This is a genomic window from Streptomyces sp. Ag109_G2-15, assembly GCF_900215565.1.
Lineage (GTDB): Bacteria > Actinomycetota > Actinomycetes > Streptomycetales > Streptomycetaceae > Streptomyces > Streptomyces diastatochromogenes.
The window spans coordinates 1,503,912-1,516,745 of the sequence record NZ_OCNI01000002.1 but is presented as its reverse complement, the minus strand read 5'-3'; the positions used below and the strand labels follow the sequence as shown (position 1 = coordinate 1,516,745).

Here is a 12,834-nt window from a genome sequence, read left to right as displayed (position 1 = left end):
ACGATTCGAAGAATGACAACAGATCAGTGATCGGGTCGTACGTGGCGGTGGGGGACAGCTTCACCGAGGGCGTGGGCGACCCCGGACCCGACGGGGCGTTCGTGGGCTGGGCCGACCGGTTCGCGGTACTGCTCGCGGACCGGCGCCCCGAGGGCGACTTCGCGTACACCAACCTGGCCGTGCGCGGAAAGCTGCTCGACCAGATCGTGGCGGACCAGCTCCCGAAGGCCGTCGAACTGGCCCCGGACCTCGTCTCCTTCTGCGCGGGCGGCAACGACATCATCCGGCCCGGCACCGACCCGGACGAGGTGGCCGAGCGCTTCGAGCGGGCGGTGGTCCAGCTCACCGAGGCCGTGGGCACGGTGCTGGTGACGACCGGCTTCGACACCCGTGGCGTCCCCCTTCTCAAGCATCTGCGCGGCAAGATCGCCACCTACAACGGGCACGTCCGCGCCATCGCCGACCGGTACGGCTGTCCCGTGCTCGACCTGTGGTCCCTGAAGTCCATCCAGGACCGCAGGGCGTGGGACGACGACCGGCTCCACCTCTCACCCGAGGGCCACACGCGCGTGGCGCTGCGCGCCGGCCAGGCCCTCGGCCTGCAGGTCCCGGCCGACCCGGAGCAGCCCTGGCCGGCGCTCCCGCCCCGGGGCACCCTGGAGATCCGTCGCGACGACGTCCACTGGGCCCGTGAGTACCTGGTCCCGTGGATCGGCCGCCGGCTGCGCGGTGAGTCCTCCGGGGACCATGTGACGGCGAAGGGCACCCTGTCGCCGGACGACATCAAGATGCGGATCGCGTCGGTGGCGTGACGGCCACGGTCCGTGCCCCGCACCGCGAGCGCGACGGTGCGGGGCACGGACGTACGACTGCCCCGGCCGGACCCTCACCGCTCCCGCTCGGTCAACGTCTCTCTGCGCAGTTCGAGTTCCGGGCGAGCTGTACAGCGAGGTCGTCGAGAAGTCCGATGTGTCGCAGGGTTGTCCCGGCCGTGCGGTCTACCGTTTCGGCTAGGTCAGCGCCTCCCGCTGCAGCCCGAGTTCCCGGGCCAGGGCCTCGTCCGCCCACTGCTGCGCGCGGGAGCGTGGTATCGCGCCCGGGTACGACGTGAGCTGTACGGCGAGGCCGTCGAGGAGTGCGGTGAGTCGTAGGGCCGCTCCGGCCGGGTCGGCGCACTCGAACTCGCCCGCCGCCACGCCCTCCGCGATGACCTCGGTGATCGCCGCCTTCCACTGCTGGTCCAGGTCGCGGGTGACCTGGCGGAGGGTGGGTTCGCGCAGCGACACCGCCCAGCCCTCGATCCACAGCCGCCAGCCCTTGGCCTGGCCCGTGGGCGCGTACCAGCGCACGGCGGCCCGCAGCCGGCGCAGCGCGGAGGTCCGCCGGCCCAGCAGCCCCCGCAGATGCGCGAGGTCGTCCTCGGCCGCGTAGGTGAAGGCGGCGGCGACCAGCTTCTCCTTGGTCGAGAAGTGATACAGCACCAGCGCGTTGCTCACACCGAGCGCGGAGGCCACGTCGGCGATCCTGACCGCCGCCACGCCCCGCACCTCGATCTGCTCGATGGCGGCCCGCAGCAACTCCTCCCGCCGCTCCGCCACGCTCAACCGCACTCTTGCCACGCGGTCACCCTAATCCGTCGCTCAGGGCCGTGCCGAAAGGCCCTGGTTCCTTCGGCCACTTCGCGTGCCGTGGGCAGAGGGGCGCCCGCCGGGGTCAGCGGTACCACCCGAAGCGCTCCGCGATCACCGGCAGGCGGTCGGTCACCAGGGCGTGGGCGGCGGCGCGCGGGGTCGTACCGTCGGCCTCCGCGCGCGTGAGCATCAGATCGACCAGGGCGCGCATCGAGCGGCGGATGTGCGCGAATGCCTCGTCGGCGTCCGGACCGATGTCGCCGAACAGGGTCCACCACCACCAGGCGTTGGTGGCCGAGTTGACCACCACGTCCGGCAGCACGGTCACCCCGCGCGCGGCCAGCAGCGCCTCCGCCTCGGGCAGGACGGGCATGTTCGCGGCCTCGACGATCCAGCGGGCGGTGATCCGCTCCTGCTCGGCGGTACCGATCGCGTACGACACCGCCGCGGGCACCAGCACCTCCGCGTCCGCGGACAGCCACGCGTCGCCGGGCAGTTCACGGTCGCCGGGGCGCAGCACGGAGCGGTCGACCGTGCCGTACGCGTCCCGCGCATCCAGCAGCGCCTCCACATCGAGGCCCGCCGGGTTGGCGATCGCCCCCTTGACGTCGGCCACGGCCACCACCGTGAGGCCCGCGCGCGCGAGGAAGCGGGCCGTGGCGCCGCCCATCGTGCCCAGGCCCTGCACGGCCACCCGGGTGCCCCGGTACGGCACCGACGCCCGGTCCAGGGCGGCCAGCACCGACTCGGCGACCCCGCAGCCGCCCGCCAGCTCGTCCAGGCCGATGCCGTCCACCTCGACCGCGAAGGCGTCCGCGAGCCGCCCCCGGGCCGCCGTCTCGTCGTCCAGCAGCGGGAACACGGCCTGCACGGAGGAGACCAGGCCCGCCTCCGCCGCCGCACGGTCCACCAGGTCCTGGGTGAGGCCCAGATCCTCGCCGGTGGTCCAGAAACTCTCGATGTACGGCCGCATGGCCCGCAGGTAGCGCACGAGCAGCCCGTACGCCCCGGGGTCCCGCGGATCGCAGTCGATGCCGCCCTTGGCTCCGCCGAGCGGGACGTAACGGCTCTCGGGGTCGTAGTGCAGGGCCTCCTTCATCGTCATGCCCCGGGCGAGTCCGGTGACCTCCTCCAGGGTGCAGCCGGGCCGCATCCGCAGCCCGCCGCTGGCCACGCCGCGCACCAGGCGGTCCACGACGAGGAAACCCCGGCGGCCGGTGATGTGGTCGGTCCAGACGAGCGACATCAGGGGGGCGGTCATGGGGTCTCCCGGGTGAGGGTTACTGAATCGCGAGTCAGTATTCGGAGCCGGTGGACGGCCTGTCAACGTGCGACGGATCCTCAGCGGCGAACGCCGGAGGCCGGCCTGTGACCCCGGCCACCCCTGACTGTCGGAGGCGCCGACCATAATGGAGGACCTCAGCGACTCCACCTGGAGGTACCGTGACCGGTTTGCGTTCCCAGAGCTTCGGGCTCGGCATGCTTCAGCCCGAGGCCTTCGGCGCGGAACCGAGCGGTGAGCGCCTGGCCCGGATCCGCCGCTCCCCGCACTTCAAGGACGGCGTCTTCCAGAACCCCGGCGGCACGGCCCGCACCCGGCCCTCCGGTTCCATGCTGGACTTCGCCAAGGTGTTCCTCGACAAGGACACCCGGCCCCTGCGCGCCCCCCGCGGCACGGTCCCCGTGCACGCCACCACCCTGGCCGACCTCGCCAAACCGCCGGCCACCGGGCTGCGGGTGACCTGGATGGGCCACTCCAGCGTGCTCGTGGAGATCGACGGCCACCGCGTCCTGTTCGACCCGGTCTGGGGTGAGCGCTGCTCCCCGTTCCCCTTCGCCGGGCCCAAGCGGCTGCACCCGGTGCCGCTGCCGCTGGCCGCGCTCGGCCCGGTCGACGTGGTGGTCATCTCGCACGACCACTACGACCACCTGGACATGCCCACGATCAAGGCGCTGGCCGGCACGGACACCGTGTTCGCCGTGCCGCTCGGTGTCGGTGCCCACCTGGAGCACTGGGGCGTGTCCGCGGACCGGCTGCGCGAACTCGACTGGCACGAGGACACCAAGATCGGCGGACTCACCCTCACCGCCACCCCGGCCCGCCACTTCTGCGGCCGCGGCCTGCGCAACACCCAGCACACCCTGTGGGCGTCCTGGGCCGTGGCGGGCGAGGAGCACCGGATCTACCACAGCGGTGACACCGGCTACTTCGAGGGCTTCAAGGACATCGGCGCGGCCCACGGCCCGTTCGACGCCACGATGATCCAGATCGGCGCGTACAGCGAGTTCTGGCCGGACATCCACATGACCCCGAGGAGGGCCTGCGTGCCCACCTCGACCTCCAGGGCGGGGCCCCGCACGGAGTGCTGATGCCGATCCACTGGGGCACCTTCAACCTCGCCCCGCACCCGTGGGCCGAGCCCGGCGAGTGGACCAAGGAGGCCGCCGAGGAGGTCGGCCAGGCCGTGGCGCTGCCCCGCCCCGGCGAGCCCTTCGAGCCGGCCGGCAAGCTCCCCGCCGAGCCCTGGTGGCGAGGCGTCTCCGGAACCGTCCGCCGCACCTGGCGCGCGATGGGGGCGCTGGCCGCCGAGCCCGGCGTGCGCAAAGGACTCGGCCACACGGACTGACGGCTGAGGCGGGCCCGCAGAGCCAGGGCACACGGGGTTGGGCCACCGCGGCGCTGCCTGCGGCGAGGGCACCCGCGGCGACGGCCGCGTCGACGGGTGGCTCGAACTGGAGTAGCCGACGTGCGCCGGACCCCCCCAGCCTGCCGCGCCCGTCCTGGACCTGGGGCCTAGGCCCTGGTGCGGCTGTCTCGTTATGGCTCGAACGGTCACCCCTCGTGCATCATTGACCCGGTTGCTCATTCATCTTTGATCGAACCCTTCTGCTTCAACACCTGTTCTGACTGCGGAGGTTCGCGATGGCGTCGACACGTGTCCACCTCGTGCTGGTGCACGGCCTCTTCTCCTCCGCCAAGGTGTGGAAGGCGTTCGAAACGCTCATCGGAACCGACCCCGAACTGGCCGACTGGGTCAGCGTCCACCCCTTCGAGTACGACTCCCCTCTCATCCGGCTCCGGCCCGACCGCCGGGTCGCCGAGACCGATGACGTCGCGGACCAGCTGGGGACCTTCTTGGAGACCGAACTCGCCGACGCCGAGCGGATCGTGCTCGTCACCCACAGCCAGGGCGGCCTGGTCGTACAGCGCTTCCTGGCCCGCAAACTGTGGAACGGCGAGGGCCACGAGCTGGCCCGGATCAAGCACTTCACGATGTTCTCCTGCCCCAACACCGGCTCCGGCTTCTTCCTCACCGTCCGCAAGTTCCTCAAACTCTGGCGCAATCCGCAGGAGCAGCAGCTGAGGCCCTTCGACCGGGCCGTGACGGAGGCCCAGCGGACCGTCCTGAGCGCGGTGGTGCACGCCCGGGGGCACAGCGACAAGGAGTGCCCCATACCGGTCCGCGCCTACGGGGGCTCCGCCGACGACATCGTGCCGCCGATCGTCGCCCGCGGCGTCTTCCCCAAGGGCGGGGTGGTCACCGCCGACCACTTCTCCATCATCCAGCCCGCGGACCGCACCGCCGCCTCCTACCGAGCCGTGCGCGGGGCCCTGCTGGAGGTGGCCCGAGCGGCGTCCGTGCGGGAGAACGCCTTACCTCCTCTCGCACCGACAGCCGCGCGACCCCGCTCCACCACGGGGACGGGTGACACCGCCGACGACGCCCGGATCGCGACGTACGCCGAAGCCGCCGACGGCCCCTCGCACCCGCCCCCCGCCGCCGAGGACCCGGACCTCGCCCCGCCGCCGCCCCCGCCGTACTGGCAGCTGGACGAAGGCCAGCTGAAGGGGGAGGACCGGCACAGCCTCGTCGCCCACCTCCTGTCCGAGCAGGCCCGCCGGCGCGTCCACGTCGTGGCGGGCCTGGGCGGGTCGGGGAAGAGCCGGATCGCCCTGGAGGCCGCCGACCGCGCCCGGCGTGCCGGACACCGCGTCTGGTGGGTGTCGGCACCCGAGCTGAGCCTCCGCATGCGCATGATCGCCCGAGATCTGGGCGCCCCGTCGATCACCGTGGAACGGGCCTGGCTCGTCGGCACGGCCATGGACCTGGTCTGGACCCTCCTCGACGCCTGCCCCGAACCCTGGCTGCTGATCTTCGACAACGTCGACGACCCCGAGCGGCTCGGCTCCCGCGACGGCCCGGCCGCCAGCGGGACCGGCTGGCTGCGCACACCGCAGAACGCCAAGGGCACCGTGATCGTCACCAGCCGGGTACGCAGCCGGCACGCCTGGGGCGACGCCAGCCGCGTCCATCAGGTGCTGCCCCTGGACGACAACGACGGTGCCTCCATGCTGCTGGAACGGACCGGGGGCCTCGGCGGTACCAACGAGGACGCGCGCAGGCTGTCGCGGCAGTTGGGCGGGCTGCCACTCGCCCTGCGACAGGCCGCCGACGTGATCAAGGCCGTTCACCAGAGCCAGATCTCACTGGACAGCGACATCAGGGACTTCGAGACCTTCCGCCGTACCGTCGCGCCTCGCGTCGACACCGCCGCGGACCAGGACGGACCGCACCTGAGTGAGCTGCTGGGCCGGGAGATCGTGGAAAAGGTCTGCGGGATCGGCATGGACCTGCTCACCCAGCACGAACTGCCCCAGGCGCCGACCCTGCTGAAGGTCTTCGCCTGCCTGAGCATCGCCCCCATCCCCTACCGCTGCCTCCTCACCGACTCCGCCCTCGCCCAGTCCCCGCTCTTCCCCGGCGCCACCCCCGCACGCACCAGCGCCTTCCTGGCGGGTCTGGAGGAACTCGGTCTCGTGGACGCCTACGAACGTGAGGGCGTCGCCGACCGCCGACTGGCCGGCGTACTGACCCTGCATCCCGTCGTGCACGGTGTCCTGCGCGAGGACGAGGAGGTGCGCAAGCGGCCCGCGGACTACTACGGACTGGCCGTGCGCATGCTCCGGTCGGCCATCCAGCACAGCAACCCCGACCACCCCGCCAACTGGCCCCTGTGGGCCGCGCTCTCCCCGCACGCGCTGGAGGTGTCCCGGGCCTGCCTGCTCGGCGACCTCAGGCTGTCCGACCGCTCCGTGCGCACCGAGGCCCTGGAACTGGCCCGGCTGACCGCCCGCTACCTCATAGCCACGGGGCTGCTGGGGCCCGCGTACGACCTCGTCCTCCCCCTCGTCGAGCGCTGTTCCTCGTTCGGCTTCGACAGCGACGACCGCGAGATCCTGGGTCTGCGCCACGAACAAGGGCGTGTTCACCTGGACAGGGAGCAGTTGCCCCTGGCCGAGCGGGTGCTGGGCCGTGTGGTGCGGGTGCGGACCCGGATCCTGGGGGAGAACCACGCCGACACCCTGGCGAGCAGGCACAAGCTGGCCCGCGCGATCAACGAGCAGGCCGGTCGGGAGGCCGAGGCCGAGGTCATGCTGCGCTCCATCGTCGAGGCGGAGAACGAGGTGCGCGGCCCCGAGCACTACGACACCCTCGTGGTGCGCCACACCCTGGCGCGGACGATGCTCGCCCGCGGGGCACACCGCGAGGCCGAGGCGGAGGCCCGGGAGATACTGAGCATCAGCCGCCGCAACCACTGGCCGCCCGCCACACCGGAGATCCTGCGGGTAGAGGAGACCCTGACGCACTCGCTGCTGCGCCAGGACCGCGCCCGTGACGCGGAGCAGGTCATCCGCGAGGCGCTGCAGCACGCCTCCCAGCCTGCGGACTCCAACCTCGTGATGCGGCTCCGATTCACCTTCGTCCTGGTACTTCTCGGCATACGTGGGCGTACACCCGAAGCGGTGAAGGAGTTGCGGGCACTGGTGCGCGACCTCGACCGGGTGGTGACCTCGGAGCACCCGCTTTCCGTGCAGGCCAGGGCGCTCCTCGAAACAGCCGTTCGGGAGATGCCGACCTGAAACCTCCGCTATTCACGCATAGTTGAGCGGAACCTTCGCCGGGGGTGGCGGGCTTGCGCGTAGCCTGACGGTGCCTCACCCTGTGTGACGCGTCCCCTACCGAAACGCTCGGAGGTTCGCCGATGACTTCTCTCCCCCCTGATACCCACGACGACCAGGCCCTGACATGGGGCGCTCCGGGGAGCGACCTGGAGGAGATGCAGGCGGAGTTCGGCCGGCGAATCGCGATGGAAGCGCTGGAGGCAGGACGCCAGGCACTCGAACTCGACGCGAAGACCGCGTTCCGCGCCACCGGCGGAGCGCATCCCGGATAGGCGCCGATGTATTTCCGCTGTCTTTCACCATGTCGGGGGCTCACGAATGACATCAGGGAAATCCACGCAGGGGTTACCGCCGACCACGTCGCACGACCCGTTCTTCCGCGCCGCCACCGCGCACGCCTTCACCCATGACCTGCTCGCCGGTCTCGCCGCCGGACGGTACGCGGCGGTCCGGGTGCCCGGTTTCCTGCCCCGGGAGCGGTGCGACGAGGTGCTCGCCGCCCTGGAGGCGCGGGCTTTCGACTCGTACGGGAAGGCCCGCGTCCAGCCGCCGGTGATGCGGTTCGGCGTGGGAATCAGCGACCACATGGCGGACGGTGGGGTCTCCGAGAGCTACTGGAGGGCACTGGAGGGGCACCACGAGGTCTGGCAGGGCCTCGGCCTTTCCTTCGACCCCTTCCGCGTCTGCCGGGAAGGGCTCGGCGCGCACTGGCCCGGTGGCGTGGCGGTCGGCCGAAGGGGCGGGCGGCAACTCGGCGACGGCGTGGCCAGGGAACCCAACCAGGGCTTCCAGGTCCACTTCGACGACGCGCTGCGCGAGTACGCGGGGGACCTGCTGGACGAACCCCTGGTCGGCCAGTTCGCGTTCAACCTCTACCTCAGCGTGCCTCCCTCGGGAGGCGAGACGGTCCTGTGGCGGCACCGGTGGCAACCCGAGGACGAGGCGTACCGGCTGCCGGCCTCCTACGGGTACGACGAGGCGGTGGTGCGGGACGCCGAATTCCTCGAGATCGCACCGCAGGTGGGCGAGGCCCTGCTGATCGACCCGCGCTACTTCCACGCGGTACGGCCCAGTCGGGGCGCCCGCCGAATCGCACTGGGATTCGCGGTGGGACTCGCCGCGTCCGGCCAGTTGCTCACCTGGGCCTGAACACCGGGCCGACCTGGCCATTCCCTTTGAGGTGACGTCAACTATTCGTTCGAGCAAGCCCTTTGACGCTCAAGTGACGGAGTGGCTAGGTTCGGGTGATGGACATCCTGCGCTACGTGGCCTTCAGCACCGACCCGCTGGGCGGAAACCCGGCGGGTGTGGTGCTGAACGCCGCAGGCATCGACGAGGCGACGATGGGTGCCATCGCGGCCGAGGTCGGCTACTCGGAGACGGCCTTCGCCGCACCCCGGCCGGACGGGGCATTCGACATTCGCTACTTCAGCCCGAAGGCCGAAGTACCCTTCTGCGGCCACGCCACCATCGCCACCGCCGTCGCTCACGCCCACCAGCACGGTGTCGGCGACCTGCTGCTGCACACCATGGCCGGACCGGTCCCCGTGACCACCTCGACGCGCCCGGACGGCTCGGTCGTCGCCACCCTGGTGAGCGTCGAGCCCCGCACGGCGGAGATCACCGGACCCGACCTGGCCGAGCTGCTCGCCGCCCTCCGCTGGTCCGCCGCCGAACTCGACCCCGCACTGCCGCCCCGGGTCGCCTACGCCGGCGCCTGGCATCCGGTCATCGCGGCCGCCAGCCGGGAGCGCCTCGCCGACCTCGACTACGACCTGTCCGCGCTGGGCGCCCTCATGGCGCGCCGGGAATGGGTCACCGTCGCCCTGGTCCGACGCGAGACGGACACCGTCTTCCACGTCCGCAACCCCTTCCCGCCCGGTGGCGTCGTCGAGGACCCGGCCACCGGCGCCGCGGCGGCGGCCCTCGGCGGCTATCTCCGGAGCATGGGCCTCATCGACCCACCGGCCGTGCTGACGATCCATCAGGGCGTGGACATGGGCCGTCCGAGCCTCCTCACGGTGGGCGTCCCGGCGGACCCGTCGAGCGGTATCGAGGTGACGGGCACGGCGGTTCGCCTCGCCTGAGCGGGCGCCGGTGGCGCTACCGCCCACCGTCCTCGGAGACCTCCAGAACGACCTCGATCTCCACGGGCGAGTCGAGCGGCAGGACGTTCATGCCGACCGCGCTGCGCGCATGCCGGCCCGCCGCACCGAACAGGTCGACGAGCAGCTCGCTGGCCCCGTCCACCACCGTGGTCTGCCGGACGAAGCCGGGGGCGGAGGACACGTACCCGACCACCTTCACCACCCGGACCACCGTCTCCAGGGGTGCGACCGAGTCCGCGGCTGCCAGCGCCGCCAGCGCGCACTGCCTGCTGAGCTCCTTCGCCCGCTCCAGCGACACCTCTGCGCCGACCCGTCCGGTCGCGGTCAACTCCCCGTCGGTCAAAGGGATCTGGCCGGCGACGAAGACATAGCTGCCGCTGCGCACGGCGGGCACGTAGGTCCCCTTCGGGGCACTCACCTCCGGCAGTCGCAGACCGAGCCCGGCAAGCCGCTCGCGGACGTCAGTGGTCATGGGCCCTCCTGGTGACCTGGACGACGGGAGTCATCGTCCCACCGCCCCGGCCCCCGCGGGGCGGACTCACTCCATGCGCCCGCTGGGCCTACAGAGGCAAGGCCAAAGCGGTTACTTTCCGTAAGGTCTTGTGGGGGTGTGCCCGCGGTGTGCGGGCACCCTCGGGGGGGATGGGGGTGCCGGGTGCGAGGTGCGCGAGGGGGCCCGGGCCGTCGTGAAACCCTCGATCGCCCGTCGGTTCCCGTGACCGCTTTTGAGCAGGTAGTTTCGATCTTTTTCGGGTTGGTTCGATGGGTGCGGCGAGGTTATCGGTCTGTCGTACGAAGCCTCATACCAGAGCGGGACCCTTGGCGGGGGACTTTGTCAACTGCCCACCGCACATGATGCGTAGGCGACTACTGTGAGTGTCCGGATGGCAGCCCGACGGACCAGTACGAGGACGCAGATGTCTCACCTCCGTGCACCGGCCGCCCATGCCGACCGCCGTGAGGGCGGCCGGCACGGACGACCGGTCGCCCGACCCGCTCCCGCACTGCCCGAGACGCACATACGGCCTCAGCTCATGCGGCTCGCCGTGCTGCCGCCCGTCGCGGTCGCGCTCAGCGCCAGCGCGGCCGTCCTGTTCAGCATCCGCTCCACCGGCGCACGCCCCGGCCCCACCCTGTGGGCCGTGCTCGCCGGAGCGGTCGCGGTGACCGTCGCGGGCATCGTGATCGCCGCCGTCGCCGCGGACCGCGCCGCCCGCTCGGTCAGCGACCGCGTCGATGCGCTGCGCCGCAGCGCCGCCCAGGGCGAGGCGGATCTGCGGTCCCTCGTCGAGGCGCTGCGCCACGGCGAGACCCCGCCGCAGCGCGGCTCGCGCCGCCGGCCGCCCGAGGACGCCGACGACTTCGAGCTGCTCGCCGCCGACCTGGCCCACGCGTACGACGGCGCCGTCACCGCCGTCGTGCAGGCCGCCCAGCTCTCCAGCCAGGCGGGCAGCGAGCAGAAGCTCGAGGTCTTCGTCAACCTCGCGCGACGGCTCCAGTCCCTGGTGCATCGGGAGATCTCGATCCTGGACGACCTGGAGCACGAGATCGAGGACCCGGAACTCCTCAAAGGCCTGTTCCACGTGGACCACTTGGCCACCCGCATCCGGCGCCACGCCGAGAACCTCGCCGTGCTCGGCGGCGCCGTCTCCCGCCGGCAGTGGAGCAACCCGGTGAACATGACCGAGGTGCTGCGCTCCGCCATCGCCGAGGTCGAGCAGTACTCCCGGGTCAAGCTGGTGCCGCCCATCGACGGCGAACTGCGCGGCCACGCCGTCGCCGACGTCATCCACCTGCTCGCCGAACTCGTCGAGAACGCCACGGTGTTCTCCGCCCCGCACACCCAGGTGCTGCTCCGCGCCAACCTCGTCACCTCCGGGCTCGCCGTGGAGGTCGAGGACCGCGGACTCGGCATGCCGGTCGGCGAGCAGAACAAGATGAACGCCCTGCTCGCCGACCCCGACCAGGTCAATGTCGCGAGCCTGCTGGCCGACGGCCGTATCGGCCTCTACGTCGTCTCCCAGCTCGCCCGGCGCCACGGCATCGGCGTGCGCCTGCAGACCAACATCTACGGTGGTGTGCAGGCCGTACTCGTCGTCCCGCAGGCGCTGTTGGGCCCGAGGCCGGGCGTACCAGGGGTCGCACCGCAGCCCCAGGGCCCGGCGGGGAGCGGCCAGTCGCCGCAGGTGGGGCGTATCGCATCCGCATCCGCATCCGCGGAGCACCGGCCGGGACCCGGAGCAGGGGCGGGCCCCGTTGGCGCCGTGGGCATGAACGGCACCGTCGGTACTAGTGGCTCGGGCAGTGCGCCGGCCGGAGGGCCGGTCGGGACCGGACAGGCCCCGGCGACCGGCCGACGGCGGCACGCACAGCACGGATCCGGACACAGCGGCGACCTCGGGAGCGGGGGTGCCCAGAGCGGGGCCATCCAGGGCAGGGGCATCCAGAACGAGGGAGCCCAGAACGAGGGCATCCAGAACGCGGGCGCCCTCAGCGGGCCTTCGCAGGGCGCGGGCTCACCCCCGCCCCCGCTCCCCGTCCGCGGCGTCCATGAGCAGCGGCCCGCCATCGCCGAGGCCGTGCCCGGGATCAGCGCCGAGGACCGGCCGGTGCTCGAGGGACACGCGGGCACCCTGCCCACCCCCCGCACCGGTGCGGTCCGGGGCACCATGGGCAAGCCCCAACTGCCCCGCCGGCGTGCCCAGGAGCACATCGTTCCCCAGCTGCGCGGCGGCCCGGCCCCCCGCCAGGACGGCGATGTCGTCCCGGGCCACGACCCCGGCCTGATGGCGGCCTTCCAGCGGGGGATCGGACTCGCCGAGGCTCAGCAGAACATGGAGTCGGCCTACGGGGACGCACCTCGTACGGAGGCCGCACCCGGGGTGACCGGATCCATCGCTATGGGCCCGGCACACAGGGCACCGGCCACGGTCACGCCCCATATGAGCCCCGCACACATGGATGCACACCCCATGGACGCGGCCAACCCCCTGGCCCCGACGCCCATATCCCAACTGCACACGCACAGCCCCGTATCCGAGGGCACCGGCCGATCCGACGGGAGCGCACCGGCCGGATGACCGCCCTCCACAGTCCCGTACCCACCCCCACCCCCAGCGCTCCCGTTGAC

At 72.1% G+C, this 12,834-nt stretch carries 9 protein-coding genes and 1 pseudogene; 7 read left to right on the top strand and 3 right to left on the bottom strand.

The window, feature by feature from the left end; genetic code table 11:
• Positions 1-26 precede the first annotated feature (26 nt).
• The gene (locus CRP49_RS43255; protein WP_097258805.1) at positions 27-812 is read left to right on the top strand and encodes an SGNH/GDSL hydrolase family protein; all 786 of its coding nucleotides are present in this window, start codon (positions 27-29) and stop codon (positions 810-812) included.
• A gap of 198 nt (positions 813-1,010) precedes the next feature.
• Here CRP49_RS43255 and CRP49_RS43250 read toward each other — a convergent pair whose 3' ends face one another.
• Both CRP49_RS43250 and CRP49_RS43245 read right to left on the bottom strand, forming a co-directional pair.
• Entirely contained in the window at positions 1,011-1,619 is a 609-nt protein-coding gene (locus tag CRP49_RS43250) for a TetR/AcrR family transcriptional regulator (RefSeq protein ID WP_097258804.1), read from the bottom strand.
• A gap of 94 nt (positions 1,620-1,713) precedes the next feature.
• The gene (locus CRP49_RS43245; protein WP_097258803.1) at positions 1,714-2,892 is read right to left on the bottom strand and encodes a glutamate dehydrogenase; all 1,179 of its coding nucleotides are present in this window, start codon (positions 2,890-2,892) and stop codon (positions 1,714-1,716) included.
• Between the two features lie 182 nt (positions 2,893-3,074).
• Here CRP49_RS43245 and CRP49_RS43240 point away from each other — a divergent pair.
• The 5 genes and pseudogenes from CRP49_RS43240 (at position 3,075) to CRP49_RS43220 (ending at position 9,683) form a co-directional block, all read left to right on the top strand.
• Positions 3,075-4,258, top strand: a pseudogene (locus CRP49_RS43240) (MBL fold metallo-hydrolase).
• A gap of 296 nt (positions 4,259-4,554) precedes the next feature.
• Positions 4,555-7,554, top strand: a complete 3,000-nt coding sequence (locus tag CRP49_RS43235) for an alpha/beta fold hydrolase (RefSeq protein WP_097258802.1) — start codon at positions 4,555-4,557, stop codon at positions 7,552-7,554.
• A 122-nt stretch (positions 7,555-7,676) separates the two neighbouring features.
• Positions 7,677-7,868, top strand: coding sequence for a hypothetical protein (locus CRP49_RS43230; protein ID WP_094217531.1), 192 nt, complete (start codon positions 7,677-7,679; stop codon positions 7,866-7,868).
• 46 nt (positions 7,869-7,914) lie between these two features.
• Positions 7,915-8,745, top strand: coding sequence for a proline hydroxylase (locus tag CRP49_RS43225; protein ID WP_097258801.1), 831 nt, complete (start codon positions 7,915-7,917; stop codon positions 8,743-8,745).
• Between the two features lie 98 nt (positions 8,746-8,843).
• The gene (locus tag CRP49_RS43220) at positions 8,844-9,683 is read left to right on the top strand and encodes a PhzF family phenazine biosynthesis protein (RefSeq protein ID WP_097258800.1); all 840 of its coding nucleotides are present in this window, start codon (positions 8,844-8,846) and stop codon (positions 9,681-9,683) included.
• A 16-nt stretch (positions 9,684-9,699) separates the two neighbouring features.
• Here the strand turns inward: CRP49_RS43220 and CRP49_RS43215 are convergent, their stop codons facing one another.
• A complete protein-coding gene (locus tag CRP49_RS43215) occupies positions 9,700-10,176 on the bottom strand; it encodes a RidA family protein (protein ID WP_097258799.1) in 477 nt (158 codons plus the stop codon).
• 445 nt (positions 10,177-10,621) lie between these two features.
• Here CRP49_RS43215 and CRP49_RS43205 point away from each other — a divergent pair, with 445 nt between their 5' ends.
• Positions 10,622-12,784: an ATP-binding protein gene (locus CRP49_RS43205; RefSeq protein WP_107487143.1), complete on the top strand. Its 2,163-nt coding sequence runs from the start codon at positions 10,622-10,624 to the stop codon at positions 12,782-12,784.
• Positions 12,785-12,834 lie beyond the last annotated feature (50 nt).

Coding starts and splice junctions, on each gene's coding strand:
- CRP49_RS43245 (WP_097258803.1), bottom strand. CDS start 2,892: ATGACCGCCCCCCTGATGTCGCTCGTCTGGACCGACCACATCACCGGC.
- CRP49_RS43235 (WP_097258802.1), top strand. CDS start 4,555: ATGGCGTCGACACGTGTCCACCTCGTGCTGGTGCACGGCCTCTTCTCC.
- CRP49_RS43230 (WP_094217531.1), top strand. CDS start 7,677: ATGACTTCTCTCCCCCCTGATACCCACGACGACCAGGCCCTGACATGG.
- CRP49_RS43225 (WP_097258801.1), top strand. CDS start 7,915: ATGACATCAGGGAAATCCACGCAGGGGTTACCGCCGACCACGTCGCAC.
- CRP49_RS43220 (WP_097258800.1), top strand. CDS start 8,844: ATGGACATCCTGCGCTACGTGGCCTTCAGCACCGACCCGCTGGGCGGA.
- CRP49_RS43215 (WP_097258799.1), bottom strand. CDS start 10,176: ATGACCACTGACGTCCGCGAGCGGCTTGCCGGGCTCGGTCTGCGACTG.
- CRP49_RS43205 (WP_107487143.1), top strand. CDS start 10,622: ATGTCTCACCTCCGTGCACCGGCCGCCCATGCCGACCGCCGTGAGGGC.